Annotated in this window: 12 protein-coding genes, 1 tRNA gene and 1 rRNA gene; 2 read left to right on the top strand and 12 right to left on the bottom strand. The window is 70.9% G+C overall.

Features of this window, described 5'->3' with window-relative positions; genetic code table 11:
- Positions 1 to 63: 63 nt before the first annotated feature.
- A complete protein-coding gene (locus ACZ5GT_RS33575) occupies positions 64 to 828 on the top strand; it encodes an SDR family NAD(P)-dependent oxidoreductase (RefSeq protein WP_469033967.1) in 765 nt (254 codons plus the stop codon).
- Here ACZ5GT_RS33575 and ACZ5GT_RS33580 read toward each other — a convergent pair.
- The 9 genes from ACZ5GT_RS33580 to ACZ5GT_RS33620 all read right to left on the bottom strand — a co-directional run bounded on the left by ACZ5GT_RS33580 (position 776) and on the right by ACZ5GT_RS33620 (position 15126).
- Positions 776 to 1039: a hypothetical protein gene (locus tag ACZ5GT_RS33580; protein ID WP_469033968.1), complete on the bottom strand. Its 264-nt coding sequence runs from the start codon at positions 1037 to 1039 to the stop codon at positions 776 to 778. The genes ACZ5GT_RS33575 and ACZ5GT_RS33580 overlap by 53 nt on opposite strands.
- Positions 1040 to 1304: 265 nt before the next feature.
- Positions 1305 to 1685 carry a helix-turn-helix domain-containing protein gene (locus ACZ5GT_RS33585; protein WP_324789644.1) on the bottom strand — a complete coding sequence of 127 codons (381 nt, stop codon included), beginning with the start codon at positions 1683 to 1685 and terminating at the stop codon, positions 1305 to 1307.
- 109 nt (positions 1686 to 1794) lie between these two features.
- The gene (locus tag ACZ5GT_RS33590; protein ID WP_469033970.1) at positions 1795 to 2340 is read right to left on the bottom strand and encodes a CinA family protein; all 546 of its coding nucleotides are present in this window, start codon (positions 2338 to 2340) and stop codon (positions 1795 to 1797) included.
- Positions 2337 to 3062: a CDP-diacylglycerol--glycerol-3-phosphate 3-phosphatidyltransferase gene (pgsA, locus tag ACZ5GT_RS33595; RefSeq protein ID WP_469033972.1), complete on the bottom strand. Its 726-nt coding sequence runs from the start codon at positions 3060 to 3062 to the stop codon at positions 2337 to 2339. Before pgsA ends, ACZ5GT_RS33590 begins: the two co-directional genes overlap by 4 nt.
- Positions 3059 to 4528 (bottom strand): 30S ribosomal protein S12 methylthiotransferase RimO, encoded by a 1470-nt coding sequence (gene rimO, locus ACZ5GT_RS33600; protein ID WP_469033974.1) that lies wholly within the window; start codon positions 4526 to 4528, stop codon positions 3059 to 3061. The genes pgsA and rimO overlap by 4 nt, the downstream gene beginning before the upstream one ends.
- Positions 4529 to 4682: 154 nt before the next feature.
- Positions 4683 to 5522, bottom strand: a complete 840-nt coding sequence (locus tag ACZ5GT_RS33605) for a helix-turn-helix domain-containing protein (RefSeq protein WP_469033976.1) — start codon at positions 5520 to 5522, stop codon at positions 4683 to 4685.
- 259 nt (positions 5523 to 5781) lie between these two features.
- Positions 5782 to 8529, bottom strand: coding sequence for a DNA translocase FtsK (locus tag ACZ5GT_RS33610; RefSeq protein ID WP_469033978.1), 2748 nt, complete (start codon positions 8527 to 8529; stop codon positions 5782 to 5784).
- 185 nt (positions 8530 to 8714) lie between these two features.
- The gene (locus ACZ5GT_RS33615; protein WP_469033980.1) at positions 8715 to 9389 is read right to left on the bottom strand and encodes a response regulator; all 675 of its coding nucleotides are present in this window, start codon (positions 9387 to 9389) and stop codon (positions 8715 to 8717) included.
- Between the two features lie 277 nt (positions 9390 to 9666).
- Positions 9667 to 15126: a HAMP domain-containing protein gene (locus tag ACZ5GT_RS33620; RefSeq protein WP_469033982.1), complete on the bottom strand. Its 5460-nt coding sequence runs from the start codon at positions 15124 to 15126 to the stop codon at positions 9667 to 9669.
- A gap of 379 nt (positions 15127 to 15505) precedes the next feature.
- Between ACZ5GT_RS33620 and ACZ5GT_RS33625 the strand changes: the two genes are divergently transcribed.
- Complete coding sequence (locus ACZ5GT_RS33625; RefSeq protein ID WP_469033983.1) at positions 15506 to 18259, top strand: SpoIIE family protein phosphatase; 2754 nt, start codon at positions 15506 to 15508, stop codon at positions 18257 to 18259.
- Positions 18260 to 18312: 53 nt separating this feature from the next.
- Here the strand turns inward: ACZ5GT_RS33625 and ACZ5GT_RS33630 are convergent.
- From ACZ5GT_RS33630 to rrf, 3 genes are all read right to left on the bottom strand, one after another.
- Positions 18313 to 18388, bottom strand: a tRNA-Thr gene (locus tag ACZ5GT_RS33630).
- A gap of 76 nt (positions 18389 to 18464) precedes the next feature.
- Entirely contained in the window at positions 18465 to 19127 is a 663-nt protein-coding gene (locus ACZ5GT_RS33635) for a DegT/DnrJ/EryC1/StrS family aminotransferase (RefSeq protein WP_469033988.1), read from the bottom strand.
- Between the two features lie 114 nt (positions 19128 to 19241).
- A 5S ribosomal RNA gene (gene rrf / locus ACZ5GT_RS33640) occupies positions 19242 to 19333 on the bottom strand; the annotation flags it as partial.

Here is a 19333-nt window from a genome sequence, read left to right on the forward strand (position 1 = left end):
GCAGTCGACGAAGCAGGCGAGAAATAATTGACGGACCGTCAGAAATCTTCGTACGGTCCCCTCATGACCGTCAAGGCGTACGACCTCACCGGACGCACCGCATTCGTCACCGGGGCCGCGGGCGGCATCGGCCGCGCCTCGGCCGTGCTGCTCGCCGAAGCCGGCGCCACGGTCCACTGCGCCGACCGCGACCCCGAGGGCCTGCGCGAGACAGCGGCCCTGATCGAGTCGGCCGGCGGCACGGCCCGCACCCACCGCCTCGACGTCACCGACCGCGAACAGTTGCGCCGGGCCGTCGCCGTCTGCGAACGCCTGGACGTGATGGCCGCGATCGCCGGCATCATGCACACCAGCCCGGTCCTGCAGACCCGGGACGAGGACCTCGACCGGGTCCTGGACGTCAACTTCAAGGGGGTGCTGTACGCCTGCCAGGAGGCCGCGCGGCTGATGCTCGCCCGCGAGACCGCCGGCAGCATCATCACCATGGCGTCCGGCGCCATCGACACCGGCCGTCCCGGCCTGCTCTGCTACGGCGTCGCCAAGGCGGCCGTGGTCCAGCTGACCAGGACGCTGGCGAGCGAGGTCGGCCGGCACGGGATCCGCGTGAACGCGGTCGCGCCGGGCTGGATCCGCACGCCCATGACCGACCGCCACGAGGCCGGGGAACAAGCCAGGACCGAGGCGCTGATGGCCCGGACGTCCCCGCTGGGCCGGGTCGGCGAACCGGAGGACGTCGCCCACACCGTGCTCTACCTGGCCTCCGACGCGTCGTCCTTCACGACGGGTCAGATCCTGCGTCCGAACGGCGGGGTGGCGATGCCGTGGTAGCCGGGCGGCCCTTCCGCGCCTCCGCGACGGCACCCACCGCCCGCTCCTTCGGCACACAGTGCACCGGCAACAGGCTCAGCCCCCAACCCCCGGCCGCGACGGCTGCCTCCAGCACGCCCGCGCCGGGCGCCAGGACGATCCGCAGCACCGCCCACCACCACAGCACGCCGAGCCCGGCCACCGTCCCCCAGCGCACCGCCGGCCGTGCCATGGACGTCACCTCCAGCCCGACGCTACGGCGCCTTCCGCGCCCGCGGACAGGGCGTACCGAGGGGCACCTGGGCGCACCGCCCACCGCCCGGCCCGCCGGCCCGGCTCCTCCCACCATGCACGAGGGCCCCGGCCGGCGCCTCTCCAGACGATCTGGGCGATCTGTCGATCCGCCGATCTGGAGAAACCCCGGCCGGGGCCTCGCATGCGTGTACCGTGTCACACGGCCGCGCGCGTGAGTGCCACGCGGCGACCGCCCGTGAGTGTCATGCGGCGACCACGTCCACCGCCTCGGCGGGCGCCTTGATGGTCACCCGCTCCGGTGGCACACCGGTCACCGACACGGAACCCAGCATCGGACGAACCCGCGTGGGTACGGGCTCGCTGGGGGTGGCCGCAGCAGACTGGGCCAGCTCGGCGAGGGCGAGTTCGTCGCTCACTTCCCGCATGAGCTCGGACATCCGTACGTCCAGCGCGTCGCAGATGGCGGCGAGCAGCTCGGAGGAAGCCTCCTTCTGCCCCCGCTCCACCTCGGAGAGATAGCCGAGTGAGACTCGGGCGGACGAGGAGACTTCGCGCAGAGTACGGCCCTGGCGCTGGCGCTGCCGACGCAGCACGTCACCCAGCAGGCGACGGAGCAGAATCATCGGTGGCTCCCTCCTCGGACCGCGTAGCCGCATCCTTCTCGCCCCACCGTACCGCCTCGCGCCGCGGCCGTGCGGGGAGCGATGTCGTGTTCACTCAGGGCTGCAAACATCAAAACCCCCCGTTCTGTTCCGTATCCTGTGCCAGCTCATTTCCGGTCTGTTCGCCCGCGAGCTGCCTCAGCAGCAGCGCGAGCACGCTCCGTACACTCTCCATACGAATTTCCGCGCGGTCGCCGTTCAACCGCAGGGCCTCCACTTTTCCGCCAGCGGCAGAACCGGTGCCAGGGCCGAACGGCCCGTCCACGGCGACGAAAACGGTGCCGACCGGCTGGCCGTCCTGGGGAGCGGGGCCGGCCACGCCGGTGGTCGCCAGGCCCCAGTCGGCGCCGAGCGCCTTGCGGACGCCGACCGCCATCTGCGCCGCGACCTGCGGATCGACCGCCCCGCGCCGGGCCAGCAGGGTCGCGTCCACGCCCAGCAGGTCGTGCTTGAGTTCGGTCGCGTAGGCCGTCACCGAGCCGCGGAAGACCTTGGAGGCCCCGGGGACCGCCGTGATCTCCGCCGCGACCAGGCCGCCGGTCAGCGACTCGGCGACGGCCAGGGTCTCGCCCCTCACGGTCAGTAGTCGCACCAGTTCGGCGGCCTCGGAACTCACGCTTCCGTCTCCTCCGACGCGGACCTGCGGGCGGCGATTCCCTGTCTGCGCAGCACAATGGCCTGTCTCACATAGTCAAGGCCGGTCACCACGGTCAGGACGACCGCCGCTCCCATCACCCAGAACCTCAGCGTCGCCAGCCAGCCGGTGAGCGCCAGGACGTACATCCCCACCGCGACGCCCTGGGTGAGCGTCTTCAGCTTGCCGCCGCGGCTCGCCGGGATCACGCCGTAGCGGATGACGAGGAAACGCAGCAGGGTGATCCCGAGTTCCCGGCCGAGGATGACGATCGTCACCCACCACGGCAGGTCGCCCAGCGCGGAGAGACAGATCAGCGCGGCCCCCATTATCGCCTTGTCGGCGATGGGATCGGCGATCTTCCCGAAGTCGGTGACGAGGTTGTAGGTGCGCGCCAGGTGACCGTCGAACAGGTCGGTGATCATGGCGACGGCGAAGGCCGCCCAGGCCAGCGAGCGCCACGCCGGGTCGTATCCGCCGTCGGCCAGCATCAGTGCGACGAAGCCCGGTACGAGCAGCAGCCGGAGCATGGTCAGCAGGTTGGCGATGTTCCACACGCTGGCCTGGTTGACGGCCGCGGCCGCCAGCTTTCCGCCCCGCGCGGGCCGGGCGCCGCCCGCCGTCTCGGAATCGGTGGTGCCGGCGGCTCTCGAGGAAGCCGCCTTGGAGGAGCCGTTCGCCGCCGATGCCGGCACTCCGGTCATCTGCCCGCCTCCTCACTACATCCGAGCGAGCCGGTCAGCGGCTCGGCCACCAGGTCGACACCCTCCGTGCCGACCACCTTCGCCTCGACCATACGGCCGGCGACGAGGCCCTCGCCGCCCGTGAGCAGCACCTGGCCGTCCGTCTCGGGGGCCTGGTGCGCCCCGCGGCCGTACACGCCTTCGTCGTCGGCGGACTCCACGAGCACGTGCACGGTCTCGCCCACGCGCTCCTCCGCGCGCTGCGAGACGAGTTCCTCGGCCAGCCGGGAGACGCGGGCCAGCCGCTCGGCGACGACGTCCTGGTCGAGCTTGCCGTCGTAGCCGGCGGCCTCGGTGCCCTCCTCGTCGGAGTAGCCGAAGACGCCGATGGCGTCCAGCCGCGCACCGTTGAGGAAGCGCTCCAGCTCGGCCAGGTCGGCCTCGGACTCGCCGGGGAAGCCGACGATGAAGTTGGAGCGGACACCGGCCTGCGGGGCCTTGCCGCGGATGGTGTCGAGCAGTTCCAGGAACCGGTCGGTGTCGCCGAAGCGGCGCATCGCGCGCAGCACGCCGGGGGCGGAGTGCTGGAAGGACAGGTCGAAGTAGGGGGCGATCTTCGGCGTGGAGGCCAGCACGTCGATGAGCCCCGGGCGCATCTCGGCCGGCTGGAGGTAGCTGACCCGGACCCGCTCGATGCCGTCGACCTCGGCGAGCTCGGGCAGCAGGGACTCCAGCAGGCGGATGTCGCCCAGGTCCTTGCCGTAGGAGGTGTTGTTCTCGGAGACCAGCATGACCTCCTTCACCCCCTGCTCGGCCAGCCACCGCGTCTCGTTGAGCACGTCGCCGGGGCGGCGGGAGATGAAGGAGCCGCGGAAGGACGGGATGGCGCAGAAGGAGCAGCGCCGGTCGCAGCCGGAGGCGAGCTTCACCGAGGCGACCGGGGAGCCGTCCAGCCGGCGGCGCAGGGGCGCGCGCGGGCCGGAGGCCGGGGCGACGCCCTCCGGGAGGTCGGCCGGGCCGTGCCCGGGCAGCGCGACGCCGGCGGCGGACTGCTGCCGCTCGGCGGGGCTGATCGGCAGCAGCTTGCGCCGGTCGCGCGGGGTGTGGGGGGCGTGGATGCCGCCGTTCAGGATGGTCTGCAGGCGGTCGGAGATGTCGGCGTAGTCGTCGAAGCCGAGCACGCCGTCGGCCTCCGGGAGGGCCTCGGCGAGCTCCTTGCCGTACCGCTCGGCCATGCAGCCCACCGCCACGACGGCCTGGGTTCTCCCGTGGCCCTTGAGATCGTTGGCCTCCAGGAGGGCGTCGACGGAGTCCTTCTTGGCGGCCTCGACGAATCCGCAGGTGTTGACGACAGCGACGTCCGCGTCGGCGGCGTCCTCCACGAGGTCCCAGCCGTCCGCCTCCAAGCGGCCTGCGAGCTCCTCCGAGTCCACCTCGTTACGGGCGCAGCCAAGGGTGACCAGTGCGACGGTACGGCGTTCAGGCATGCGCTCAAGACTACTTTGTCTCACTGACGGCCCACGTCGACGGGGTTGGCCGATCCCGGCCAACCCCGTACGTCCTGCGCCGCGGCCCGCTGATCCGGCCGGCGGTCCGCTGTTCCGGCCCGCTGTCCGGCCGGCGGTGCGCCGGTCCGGTCCGTCATCCGACCTGCGGGTCGCCCTTGGTGTACGTCAGCCGCTCCACTGAGCCGGGCTGGAAGTCGTCCTCGATCTTCTTGCCGTTGACGTAGAGCTGGATCGCGCCCGCGTCGCCGAGGACCAGGTTGATCTTGTCGCTGTCCTGGAAGGTCTTGGACTCGCCCTGCTTGAGCAGTCCGTCGAACAGCAGCCGGCCGTTGTGGTCCTTGGCCGAGATCCAGCTGCGTCCGTCGGCGGCGCTGACCTGGACGGTCACCTTGTCCTGGGGCGCGGCCGCGATGGCGCTGTCGGAGGGGCCGGGCGTGGGGTCGGCGGGCTTGCCGCCCTTGGGCGTGGTGGAGGTGGACTTGGCGGCCGTGGGCGTGGAGCCCTCGGCGACCTGGGTGTCGGCGCCGCTGTCGTCGCCGCCCCGGAAGGCGGTGAAGCCGACGAAGCCGACCACGGCGACGATCGCGGCGACCATGGCCGCGGTCCAGTTGGGCCCGCGTCGTTCGGGGCGGATGCGTTCCGCCTCGAACAGCGGAGCCGCCGGGGTCGGGGCGGGGCGGCCGCCGTGCTCGGCGTCGAACTGGGCCAGCAGCGGCGCCGGATCCAGGTGGACGGCCTTGGCCAGGGTCCGGATGTGACCCCGTGCGTAGACGTCCCCGCCGCAGGGGGCGAAGTTGTCCGCCTCGATGGCGTGCACGATGGCGATGCGGACCCGGGTGGCGTTGCTGACGTCGTCCACGGTCAGCCCGGCGTCGATGCGCGCCTGTTTCAGGGCGCGGCCGACAGGGAGGCGGGCTTCTTCGCGGTCGTCTTCGAACGGACGCTCGTCTTCAGGTGAGTTGGCGATGGACACGGGGGCGCCTTTCGAGCGTTTAAGCCACCTGTGCTGGAGGTTCAGTCTAGGGGGGGTGGAAAAGGGTGGGGCAACCGGGCGGTCGGACTTTGTAGCCCATCGGTATGGCCGGACACGCCGATGGTGGGGTCACTGCTTGACGCTTACCCCAACTTGACGTTCGCCGTGGGGAAAGGGTTGCTCGCGGATTCCTCACGGCTGAGTCACGATCAGGCATCGCCGGCACGCCGGTCGGGGCTCGTTCTCAAGCCTCCCCTTCTCAAGCCTCCCCGCGGATCACCGCGAGCACTCCGTCCAACTCGTCTGCCTTCACCAGAACGTCACGTGCCTTGGAGCCTTCGCTCGGTCCCACGATCCCCCTGGACTCCATGAGGTCCATGAGCCGGCCGGCCTTGGCGAAGCCGACGCGCAGCTTGCGCTGGAGCATCGACGTCGACCCGAACTGCGTGGAGACGACCAGTTCGGCCGCCTGGCACAGCAGGTCGAGGTCGTCGCCGATCTCCTCGTCGATCTCCTTCTTCTGCTTGGATCCCACGGTGACGTCGTCCCGGAAGACGGGCGCCATCTGGTCCTTGCAGTGCCGGACGACGGCCGCGACCTCCTCCTCGGTCACGAAGGCGCCCTGCATGCGGACCGGCTTGTTCGCGCCCATCGGCAGGAACAGTCCGTCGCCCTTGCCGATGAGCTTCTCGGCGCCGGGCTGGTCGAGGATGACGCGGCTGTCGGCGAGCGAGGAGGTGGCGAAGGCCAGCCGGGAGGGCACGTTCGCCTTGATCAGACCGGTGACGACGTCGACCGACGGTCGCTGGGTGGCGAGCACCAGGTGGATGCCCGCCGCCCGCGCGAGCTGCGTGATGCGCACGATGGAGTCTTCGACGTCACGCGGGGCGACCATCATCAGGTCGGCCAGCTCGTCGACGATGACCAGCAGGTACGGGTAGGGCTGGAGCTCGCGTTCGCTGCCCTCGGGCGCCTTCACCTTGCCCACCCGCACGGCCGCGTTGAAGTCGTCGATGTGCCGGTAGCCGTACGCCGCCAGGTCGTCGTACCTGAGGTCCATCTCGCGGACGACCCACTGCAGCGCCTCGGCGGCCCGCTTCGGGTTGGTGATGATCGGCGTGATCAGGTGCGGGATGCCCTCGTAGGCGGTCAGCTCGACGCGTTTGGGGTCGACGAGGACCATGCGGACCTCCTCCGGGGTCGCCCGCATCATGATCGAGGTGATCAGGCAGTTGATGCAGGACGACTTGCCGGAGCCGGTGGCTCCGGCGACCAGCACGTGCGGCATTTTCGCGATGTTCGCCATCACGTAGCCGCCCTCGACGTCCTTGCCCAGCGCGACCAGCATCGGATGGTCGTCCTCGGCGGCCGCCGCGAGGCGCAGCACGTCGCCGAGGTTGACCATCTCGCGGTCGGTGTTCGGGATCTCGATGCCGACCGCCGACTTGCCCGGGATGGGGCTGATGATCCGCACGTCCGGGCTGGCGACGGCGTACGCGATGTTCTTGGTCAGCGCGGTGATCCGCTCCACCTTCACGGCGGGACCGAGCTCGACCTCGTAGCGGGTGACCGTCGGGCCCCGGGTGAAGCCGGTGACCCGGGCGTCGACCTTGAACTCGGTGAAGACGGTGGTCAGCGCCTCCACTATGGCGTCGTTGGCGGCGCTGCGCGCCTTGCCCGGGCCGCCGCGCTCGAGCAGGTCCAGGGACGGCAGGGCGTACGTGATGTCGCCGGCGAGCTGAAGCTGCTCCGCGCGCGCGGGCAGGTCGCGGGGCACCTCGGGCGGTGCCTTGGTGAGGTCCGCGACACCCGAGCCCGATTTCTCCGGCTCTCCCGGTTCCTTCGGCTTCTCCCGCTTCGGACGTGCGGCGGGCACCGGGGCGGGCGTGGCGGTGGGGACCGGGGTGGTCTGCTCGCGGTCGCCGACGCCGGCGCTCACGCCGTGGGTGAGGTCGGCGACCAGCGGCGAGGGCGGCATGCCGTGCAGGACCGCGCCGTCGAGCGCGGCGGCGGCGGCCGCGGCGACGTCCACGGCGTCCATCCGACGCTCCATGTCCGGCTGCGGCACCGCGGAGCGCCTGGGGCGGCCACGGCGCCGCGAGAGGGCCTCCTGCTCGGCGCTGTCGGGGTCGTACACATCCGGGGCCGGTCCGCGCCGGCGCGGGTCGGCGGGCAGCGCCTCGCGCCACTGCTCGTCGTAGCGCAGGTCCTCGTCGGTCAGGTCCTGCGGCCGGTCGTGGACCAGCCCGAGCCGCACCCCGAGCATCCGCAGCCGCTGCGGGATCGCGTTGACCGGGGTGGCCGTCACCACGAGCACCCCGAAGACCGTCAGCAGCACGAGCAGCGGCACGGCGAGCACCTCGCCCATGGCGTACGTCAGCGGGGTCGCCGCGGACCAGCCGATGAGGCCGCCGGCGTCCCTTATGGACTGCATGCCGCCGCTGCGGGCGGGGGCGCCGCAGGCGATGTGGACCTGGCCGAGCACGCCGATGACGAGCGCGGACAGGCCGATCACGATGCGGCCGTTGGCCTCGGGCTTCTCGGGGTGCCGGATGAGGCGCACCGCGACGACCGCGAGCAGGATCGGCACGAGCAGGTCGAGACGGCCGAAGGAGCCGGTCACCAGGATCTCGACGAGGTCGCCGACGGGGCCCTCCAGGTCGGCCCAGGTCCCCGCGGCGACGATCAGGGCGATGCCGAGCAGCAGCAGCGCGACGCCGTCCTTGCGGTGTGCCGGGTCGAGGTTCCTGGCGCCCTGCCCTATCCCGCGGAAGACGGCGCCCACGGCGTGCGCCACGCCCAGCCAGAGGGCGCGCACGATGCGGAAGAGGCCCCCGGTCGGGCTCGGCGCCGGCCTGGGCGGAGGCGCGGACTTCTTCGCCGCCCTCTTCGCGGGCGCCTTCTTGGCCGGGGCCTTCCTCGCGGCGGCCTGCTTCGCCGGAGCCTTCGCCGGAGCGGCCGCCTTCTTCGCGGGCTGCTTCTTGGCTGCGGAGGGACGTGAGGCCATGGGTGTGAGATTACCGGTGGAGACGGCCGCGGACACGTGTGCCCACTGCTTCACCCGTTCGTGTCGCCCTTGCGGCGGACGCAAGCTGACGCGGGCTCACCGGTTGCGGCGGAGCGGCTGGGCCGTGGGTACGCGAGGTGAGGCACAGGGGCAGCCCGTGCGGACCGCGGGCCCGCGTCCGGGTGCTAGGAGGTCACCGAGGAGGTGCTCCCGGTACCCGGCTCCAGCGCGTCCAGCGCCCGCCGCAGCCCGGTGAGTTTGCGTTCGAGATGGGCCGCGGTGGCCACCGCCGCCGCGTCCGCCGACTCGTCGTCGAGCTGCTTGGACAGCGCCTCGGCCTGCTCCTCGACCGCCGCGAGCCGCGCCGACAGCTCGGCGAGCAGGCCGGCCGGCTCCCTGGACTCGCCGGCCGCGGCCTTGTCGCCGCCCTCCAACTGCAACCGCAGCAGCGCCGCCTGCTCCCGGAGCTGACAGTTCTTCATGTACAGCTCGACGAAAACCGACACCTTCGCGCGCAGCACCCACGGGTCGAACGGCTTGGAGATGTAGTCGACCGCGCCCGCCGCGTATCCGCGGAAGGTGTGGTGGGGGCCGTGGTTGATCGCGGTGAGGAAGATGATCGGGATGTCCCGGGTGCGTTCCCGCCGCTTGATGTGCGCGGCCGTCTCGAAACCGTCCATGCCCGGCATCTGGACGTCCAGCAGAATCACCGCGAAGTCGTCCGTCAGCAGTGCCTTGAGCGCTTCCTCCCCGGACGATGCCCGCACCAGCGTCTGATCGAGCGCGGAGAGGATGGCCTCCAGCGCCAGCAGATTCTCCGGCCGGTCATCGACCAGGAGGATCTTGGCCTTCTGCACCATGGCCCGCCCTCCTCGCCCCGGCGTGGGGCCTCCCCTGTCCTTAGGACTCGGGACGACACCCTCGGGTGCCGCCCCAGGGGACGACTCCCTTGCGCCGCCCGTCCTTGTGCCGGTCATCGTAGCCGCACCCCGCCCATCGCCACACCCTGTCACCGTGATGTCACTGTGCACGCAGCGGAAACGGGGCGGGAGACCAGAAGGTTCCCCGGATCCCCCGTTTCTACACGGTCCCGGCCCCACCGGATCGGCGGCTTCGCGGGCACCTCGCTCCTCGCGTTCACTCGGCCCGCATCCACTGGTCCATCACCGTCAGCAGATGATCCGGATCGACCGGCTTGGTCACGTAGTCGGAGGCGCCCGACTCGATCGCCTTCTCCCGGTCGCCCTTCATCGCCTTCGCCGTCAGCGCGATGATCGGCAGGCCCGCGAACTGCGGCATCCGGCGGATCGCCGTGGTCGTCGCGTACCCGTCCATCTCGGGCATCATGATGTCCATCAGGACGACCGCCACGTCGTCGTGCTGCTCCAGCACCTCGATGCCCTCGCGGCCGTTCTCGGCGTACAGCACGGACAGCCCGTGCTGCTCCAGGACGCTGGTCAGGGCGAAGACGTTGCGGATGTCGTCGTCGACGATCAGCACCTTGTGCCCGCCGAACCGGATGCCGCGCCGCCCCCGTGGCGCCTCGCTCTGCCCGGCGTCCGGCCGCCGCTCCGGCGTCACCGTGCGCGCCCCGGCGTCCGGTCCGGGCTTGCGGCGGCGCCGGAACAGCGCCGCGGCCCCGTTCTGCGTCTCCTGGTACGACTTCACCTCGGCCGGCGTCTCGATCTGCGCCTCGGACAGCTGGGACAGGTCCGAGGCGGCCACCAGGTCACCGGCCTCCAGGGCGGGCACCGGCTGCTGGTAGCCCTGCGGCGGCAGCTCGCTGGGGTGCAGCGGCAGATACAGCGTGAACGTCGAGCCGCGTCCCGGTTCGCTCTGCGCGTGGATCTCACCGCCGAGCAGCTGGGCGATCTCCCGCGAGATGGACAGGCCCAGGCCCGTGCCGCCGTACTTGCGGCTGGTCGTGCCGTCCGCCTGCTTGAACGCCTCGAAGATCACCCGCATCTTGCTGGCCGCGATGCCGATACCGGTGTCGGTGACGGAGAACGCGATCAGCGGGGCGTCCGGGTCGGTCAGCGAACCGGCCTCCAGCAGCTGCTCCCGGATGGACTGCGGCACGTCCGCGCCGGCCGGCCGGATCACCAGCTCCACCGAGCCGGAGTCGGTGAACTTCACCGCGTTGGACAGCAGGTTGCGCAGCACCTGCAGCAGCCGCTGCTCGTCGGTGTGCAGGGTGGCGGGCAGCTCCGGCGAGACCCGCACGGACAGGTCCAGGCCCTTCTCCGCGGTCAGCGGCCGGAAGGTGGCCTCCACGTAGTCGACGAGCTGGACGAGCGCGATGCGCGTCGGCGAGACATCCATCTTGCCCGCCTCGACCTTCGACAGGTCCAGGATGTCGTTGATCAGCTGGAGCAGGTCGGAGCCGGCGCCGTGAATGGTCTCGGCGAACTCCACCTGCTTCGGCGACAGGTTGCCCTCGGCGTTGTCGGCGAGCAGCTTGGCCAGGATCAGCAGCGAGTTGAGCGGCGTGCGCAGCTCGTGCGACATGTTGGCGAGGAACTCGCTCTTGTACCGCATGGAGACCGCGAGTTGCTCGGCGCGCTCCTCCAGGACCTGCCGCGCCTCCTCGATCTCGGTGTTCTTCACCTCGATGTCGCGGTTCTGCTGCGCCAGCAGCTCGGCCTTCTCCTCCAGTTCGGCGTTGGACGCCTGGAGCGCCTTCTGCCGGTTCTCCAACTCCGCCGAGCGCTCACGCAGTTGCTCGGTCAGCTCCTGCGACTGCTTCAGCAGCTGCTCGGTCTTGGTGTTCACCGAGATGGTGTTGACGCTGGTGGCGATCATCTCCGCGAGCTGGTTGAGGAAGTCCTTCTGGATCTGCGTGAACGGCGTGAACGACGCCAGCTCGATCACGCCGAGCACCTGGCCCTCGAACAGCACCGGAAGGACGATCACCTGCGCGGGCGGGGCCTCGCCGAGCCCGGAGGAGATCTTCAGGTAGCCGCTGGGCGCGTTCTCCACCAGAATGGTGCGCTTCTCCTGGGCGGCCGTCCCGATCAGCGCCTCGCCGGGCCGGAACGACGTCGGCATGGAGCCCATCGAGTAGCCGTACGAGCCCAGCATCCGCAGCTCGTACTCGTCGCCGCCGTCCTTGCCGTCGGCCGGAGGCATCGCCAGGAAGAACGCGCCGTGCTGCGCGGCCACCAGGGGCGGCAGTTCGCTCATGATGAGCGAGGCCACGTCCTGCAGGTCGCGCCGGCCCTGCATCAGGGCGGACACGCGCGCGAGGTTGCCCTTGAGCCAGTCCTGCTCCTTGTTCGCCATCGTGGTGTCGCGCAGGTTGGCGATCATCTTGTTGATGTAGTCCTGCAGTTCCTGGATCTCGCCGGACGCGTCGACGTCGATCTTCAGGTTCAGGTCGCCGCGGGTCACCGCCGTCGCCACGCGCGCGATGGCGCGCACCTGCCGGGTGAGGTTCCCGGCCATCTCGTTCACCGACTCGGTCAGGTCGCGCCAGGTGCCGTCGACGTCCCGCACGCGTGCCTGGCCGCCGAGCTGCCCCTCGGTGCCCACCTCACGGGCCACCCGGGTGACCTCCTCGGCGAACGACGACAGCTGGTCCACCATCGTGTTGATGGTCGTCTTCAGCTCGAGGATCTCGCCCCGCGCGTCGATGTCGATCTTCTTCGTCAGGTCGCCCTTGGCGATGGCGGTGGTGACCATGGCGATGTTGCGCACCTGGCCGGTCAGGTTGGACGCCATCTGGTTCACGGACTCGGTGAGGTCCTTCCACGTGCCGGCCACGCCGGGTACGTGCGCCTGCCCGCCCAGGATGCCGTCCGTGCCCACCTCGCGGGCCACCTTGGTGACCTGGTCGGCGAACGAACTCAGCGTCTTCACCATGGTGTTGAAGGTGTCGGCGAGCTGCGCGACCTCGCCGCGCGCCTCGATCGTCACCGTCCGGGTCAGGTCGCCGTTGGCGACGGCCGCCGCGACCTGGGAGATGTTGCGCACCTGCATGGTCAGGTTCTTGGCCATCAGGTTGACGTTGTCGCTGAGGTCCTTCCAGATGCCGGTGACGCCCGGCACGTGCGCCTGGCCGCCCAGGATGCCCTCGGTGCCCACCTCACGGGCCACCCGGGTCACCTGCTCGGCGAAGGACGACAGCTGGTCGACCATCGTGTTGACGGTGGTGACGAGTTCGAGGATCTCGCCCTTCGCGTCGACGGTGATCTTCTTCGACAGATCGCCCTTGGCGACCGCGGTGGTGACCTCGGCGATGTTGCGGACCTGGATGGTCAGGTTGTTCGCCATGAAGTTGACGGACTGGGTGAGGTCCTTCCAGGTGCCGGAGACGCCCTGCACCTCGGCCTGACCGCCCAGCTGGCCCTCGGTGCCCACCTCGCGGGCGACCCGGGTGACCTCCTCGGCGAACGACGACAGCTGGTCCACCATCGTGTTCAGGGTGTTCTTCAGCTCCAGGATCTCCCCGCGCGCGTCCACGGTGATCTTCTGGGAGAGGTCACCGCGCGCCACCGCCGTGGCCACCTGCGCGATGTTGCGGACCTGGCCGGTCAGGTTGGACGCCATCCCGTTCACGGAGTCGGTCAGGTCCCGCCACACGCCGGCCACGCCCGGCACCTGCGCCTGACCGCCCAGACGTCCTTCGGTGCCCACCTCGCGGGCCACCCGGGTCACCTGGTCGGCGAAGCCGGAGAGCTGCTCGACCATCGTGTTGATGGTGTTCTTCAGCTCGAGGATCTCGCCGCGCGCGTCGACGTCGATCTTCTGGGAGAGGTCACCGCGCGCCACCGCGGTCGTCACCTGGGCGATCTGCCGCACCTGCGAGGTGAGGTTGCCCGCCATGAAGTTGACGGAGTCGGTGAGTTCCTTCCACGTGCCGGACACTCCCGGCACGACCGCCTGCCCGCCGAGGCGGCCCTCGGTGCCCACGTCCCGGGCCATCCGCGTCACCTGGTCGGCGAACGACGACAGCTGGTCCACCATCGTGTTCACGGTGTTCTTCAGCTGCAGCATCTCGCCGGAGACGTCCACGGTGACCTTCTGCGACAGGTCGCCGTTGGCGACCGCCGTCGTCACCTGGGCGATGTTCCTCACCTGTCCGGTGAGGTTGCGGAACGCCGTGTTGACGGAGTCGGTCAGGTCCTTCCACGTCCCGGCCGCGCCCGGCACCTGCGCCTGACCGCCGAGCTCACCCTCCACACCGACCTCGCGGGCCACCCGCGTGACCTCGGAACCGAACGACGACAGCTGGTCCACCATCCCGTTGACGGTGTTCTTCAGCTCCAGCATCTCGCCGGCCACGTCGACCGTGACCTTCTGCGAGAGGTCACCGTTGGCCACGGCCGTCGTGACGGCGGCGATGTCCCTCACCTGAATGGTCAGATTCCGGAACACCGTGTTGACGGAGTCGGTGAGGTCCTTCCAGGTGCCGGCGGCGCCGGGCACGTTCGCCTGCCCGCCCAGCTGTCCCGCCGCGCCGACCTCGTTGGCCACCCGGGTGACCTCGTCCGCGAAGATCCGCAGCGTCTCGGTCATCTGGTTGATGGTGTCCGCGAGCTGCGCGACCTCGCCGCGCGCCGACACGGTCACCTTCTGCGACAGGTCGCCGTTGGCCACGGCGGTGGTCACCTGGGCGATGCCGCGCACCTGGGCCGTCAGGTTGCCGGCCATCAGGTTCACCGAGTCGGTGAGGTCCTTCCACACCCCGGCCACGCCCGGCACCTGCGCCTGACCGCCGAGCTCACCCTCCACACCGACCTCCCGGGCCACCCGCGTGACCTCGGAGGAGAACGACGACAGCTGGTCCACCATCGTGTTGACGGTGTTCTTCAGCTCGAGCATCTCGCCGGCGACGTGAACCGTCACCTTCCGCGACAGGTCGCCCTTGGCCACCGCGGTCGTGACGAGCGCGATGTCCCGCACCTGCGCGGTCAGCCGGTACGCCATCGTGTTGACCGAGTCCGTGAGGTCCTTCCACGAACCCGACATGCCACGCACCCGTGCCTGCCCGCCCAGCTTGCCCTCGGTGCCCACCTCGCTGGCCACGCGGGTGACCTCGTCGGTGAACGTCGACAACTGGTCGACCAGGTTGTTGACGGTGCGCCCGACCTTCAGGAACTCCCCGCGCAGCGGATGCCCGCCGCCGTCCGCCGACTGCGACCGCAGCTCCATGCGCGGCGACAGGTCACCGTCCGCCACGGCCGCCAGCACCCGGCCGACCTCGGAGACCGGCCGCACGAGGTCGTCCACGAGGGCGTTCGACGCGTCGATGGCGGCCGCCCAGGACCCCTCGCAGGCGCCCGTCTCCAGCCGCTCCGTGAGCTTGCCCTCGCGCCCCACCATGCGGCGCACCCGGGACAGTTCGCCGGTCAGATGGAGGTTCCGGTCGGCCACCTCGTTGAAGACGGCCGCGATCTCCGCCATCACGCCGTCCCCGGACACCGTGAGGCGCTTGCGGAAGTTCCCGTCCCGCATGGCCGCCAGGGCCGCCAGCAGCCGGTTCAGGGCAGCCGTGTCCACCGCGGTGGTGCCACCGCGCGGTGTGCGTCGACCGCCCAGGGGCTGTCCGCCTTTCGCGCGCGTCCCAGTGGCCCGCGTCGCCGCGCCAGACTCCACTTGTTCCCTCCCGGAGGGTTCGACCGTTGCCGCCGTACTCGGGTACCGCCTCTCGGGGTACCTGTCACTGCCGCGCCTTGCTGCCCGATGCCTCAGCTCACATCAAGGGCTGCTGCCCGTCGTATGTGGAAGACACGCAGCCTGCCCGGACTTTCACAAGAAGCTTGCCCAGTGTTTCACCCCGGCCGAACCAGGCCATAACAGTTCGGCAGCTTCGCACATCGTCCGCACACCACCCTGCGGGCGGAAACACTGCGGACCGGCATCCGCACGGACGGCGAAGGTAAGTAACCTTGCATGCGGCTGTCCAGCCGCGCCGGTCCGTCCGGCCTGGGCGGTGGCACGAGTACGAGCGGGCATCGGAGGGGCGGCCGCACACATGACCACCGGACTGATCCCGGGGGGACAGCCCCCGGACCACCGGCCGACGGGCGGTCTGCCGTACCAGCGGCACGATCCGGTCGGCCAGGGGGCCCCGCACATCGACAACCGGACGAGGAGTGCTGTGATCACCGCGCGCGCGGCCGCCAGCTTCGAGCCCGTGGGGCGATCGGTCGCGAGCGCCCGCTCCTTCGTCCGCGACACGCTCCAGGGCTGGGGCTTCGCCGACATCGTGGACGACGCCGTGGTGCTCACCAGCGAACTGGTCACCAACGCCGTGGTGCACGCGGGCACCTCCGCGGACGTGCTGTGCCTGCGCAGCGACCACGGCGTGCGCGTCGAGGTCTCCGACCGCTACCCGGAGCGCGAGATCCCCCTCCAGGGCTCGCCCGCCACCATGGGCAGCCCCGACCGCGAGGGCGGCCGCGGGCTCCAGCTGTGCGCGGCGCTGGCCGGCCGCTGGGGCGTGGAGTACACGCCCACCCACAAGCAGGTCTGGTTCCAGCTCGACCTCCCCGACCGCCCGGTCGGGACGCGCGCCGCGGGCCCGACGCTGCCCGCCGACCTCCTTCCGCTGGCCGACAGCCGGGTACGCGTCGCGGTCGTCCAGATCGACCGCGCGGGCGCGCTCACCGCCTGGAACGAGGACGCGGAGGACCTCTTCGGCTACCCGGCCGAACAGGTCGTCGGAAAGCCGCTGACCGACCTGGCGGCCTGGCCGCACACCCCCGGCACCAGCACGGGCATCGCCGAGGCACTCCAACTCTCCCGCTGGGAGGGCAGTTACGGCATAAGGGGCGCCAACGGCCGTGTCCTGCCGGTGTATGCCTCCCACCTCCGCGTCCGCGACACCGACGGCGAGCCGTCCACGGTCTGCCTCCTCGTCCGCGACCACGAACGCGCCGTTCTGCAGACCCCGTTGCGGGGTCCCGCCTCGGACAAGGCCACCGTCTCCGAGGGACAGAGCGCCGACCCCTTCGAGGTGTTCATCGGCTCCCCGGCCCCGGACGACCTCGACGGCCTCCTGCAGCGCACGGTGGAGCGCGCCCGCGACATGCTCGACGCGGACGCCGCCTTCCTGCTCCTGGCGACCGACGACGAGACCGAGCTGGAGGTCCGCGCCTCGACGGGCCTGCCCTCCGCCCGCCAGCGCTTCGCCCGCGTCCCCGTCGAGGCCGGCCCGGGCCGCTACGGCTCCGCCCGCATGCCGGCCGTCCACGACGACCTGACGGCCGTACCCGGCGCCGTGCCGCTGCTCACCGGCACCGGCATGCGCTCCGTCGTCACGGTCCCGCTGAAGGTCGAGGGCCGTCTCACCGGCTCTCTCGGCGTGGCCGCCGAGGCCCCCGGCAGGTACTCCAACGAAGAGGCGCTGCGCCTCCAATTCGCCGCGGACCGGATCGCGTTGGCGGTCGAGTCGGCCCGCCTGGGCGAACTGGAGCGGCTGCGCCGAGGCTCCCTCAGCTTCCTCGTGGAGGCCTCCGACCTGCTGGCCGGCACCCTGGACCGCGACCAGACCCTCGCCCTGATGGCGCAGATGACGGTCCCGACCCTCGCCACCTGGTGCGCCGTCTACACGATCGCCGACCAGGCTTCCGAGCCGTACCTGTCGTACGTGCTGCACGAGGACGAAGAACTCATCGACGGCATCAAGTCGCTGTTGTCGAAGATCCCGCCGCCCGATCCGGTACCGACGCCCGGCGCCCGCGTCTGGCCGGCTCCCGGCGAGGTGGCCCACCAGGCCGCTCTGCGCAGTTCGATGCGCAGCCTCGGTCTCGGCGGCGCCCCCACCTACCGGGTCGCCTCGGGCATCGGGCCCACCCTCGCCACGGCCTCGGCGGTCGGCGGCGAGACCGTCGTGCTGCCTCTGGTGGCCCGCAACCGCGTCATCGGCATGCTGACCCTGGGCAAGCCCACCGACGAGCACTTCCGCCAGGAAATACTGGAACTCGCGGAGGACTTGAGCCGCCGCGCGGCGCTCGCCCTGGACAACGCCCGCCTGTATTCGGAGCGCACGGCCATCAGCCAGTCCCTCCAGCGCAGTCTCCTGCCCCCGGAGCTCCCCCGGATCGACGGCGTGGAGGTCGAGGTCATCTACCGCGCGGCCGGCGAGGGCAACGAGGTCGGCGGCGACTTCTACGACCTGTTCCCGATCAGCGACGGCGCCTACGGTTTCGCGATCGGCGACGTCTGCGGTACGGGCCCGGAGGCGGCCGCGGTCACCGGCCTGGCCCGGCACGCGCTGCGGCTGCTGGCCCGGGAGGGCTTCGGCGGCCCGGCGGTCCTGGAGCGCCTGAACTCGGCGATCCTCGACGAGGGCGCCCGCAGCCGCTTCCTGACCCTGCTGTACGGCGAGCTGTGGCCCCAGGACGACGGCAGCGCGGTCCTCAAGGTGGTCTGCGCCGGACACCCGCTGCCGCTGCGGCTGCGCCAGGACGGCACGGTGGAACCGGCGGCGGAGCCTCAGCCGCTGCTGGGCGTCATGGAGGACCTGGAGCTGTACGAGCAGACGGTCACCCTGGACCCCGGCGACGTCCTGCTGTGTGTGACGGACGGCGTGACCGAGCGCCGCGAGGGCACCCGCATGCTGGGCGACGACGGCCTGGCCGAGGTTCTGACGACCTGTACGGGTCTGACGGCGGGCGCGGTCGCGGCTCGCATCATGCGCGCGGTGGAGCGCTTCGCCTCGGACGCGCCCTCGGACGACATGGCGATCCTGGCGATGCGGGTTCCGGTCCCCCACAAGGACTGAGAGACGCTGGGAGACGCGAAAAGGCCCCGCCCGAGAGGGCGGGGCCTTTTCTCTGGAGCCCCCAAACGGAATCGAACCGTTGACCTTCTCCTTACCATGGAGACGCTCTGCCGACTGAGCTATAGGGGCCGGTCGCCTTTTCGGAGTTTCCCCCGGCGGCAACGGAATAGATCATACCCCGAACACATGGCTGCTCCCAACTCCGTCAGAAGGCGGGTTGGAGCAGTCCTCCGAGCGCATTGCAGGCGGCCACGATCCGCTGCATGTCCCGCCGGGTCAGGGTGGCGTCGACGGGCAGCGAAAGGGTTTCGTCGGCCGCGAGCTCGGTCTCCGGAAGCGACACGCAGCTACGGAATTCCGGCAGTCGGTGCACGGGGGTCTTCACCGGCACCCGGCACTCGACTCCCCTGGCCCGTACGGCTCGCGCGAACGCGTCCCGGTCCGGCCGTCCGTTGCCCGGTACGCGCACCACGTACTGCTGGTAGGTGTGCCCCTCACCGCTGTCGGGCGTACGCACCCCCCTCAGCCTGGCGTCGAGGTAGGCCGCCCGCTCCCTGCGCTGAGCCACCTCGTCGTACGGCGCCTCGGACTCCCCCTGTTCCAGCACCAGGAGCCCGTGCCGCTGCCCGACACCGTGCAGCCGCGCGACGTCGGCCGGCCGCCCAAAGCGGTGCACGGCAACGAGGGCCGCGGTCCGCGGAGTTGTCGCCGCCTCGACGGCGGACGGGTCGAGGCAGTACGTGAGCGGATCTATGTCCGCGAACACCGGAAGCGCCCCGGTCAGGCGGACGGCCTCGGCGACGTCGACGTTCCCGAACGCCGGCACGACGACCTCGTCACCGGGCCCGACGCCCGCGGCTCTGAGCATTGCAGCAGTACCCATGCTGCGGATGGTGGTTGCGCAACGTGAACTTCAAGTGACGTGCAACAAAAAAGGGTTGGGCCCGGAACCGAAGTTCCGGGCCCAACCCTTTCAAAGTTTGTTCGGCGGCGTCCTACTCTCCCACAGGGTCCCCCCTGCAGTACCATCGGCGCTGTAAGGCTTAGCTTCCGGGTTCGGAATGTAACCGGGCG

The sequence above is a fragment of the Streptomyces sp. NPDC031340 genome (assembly GCF_055569945.1).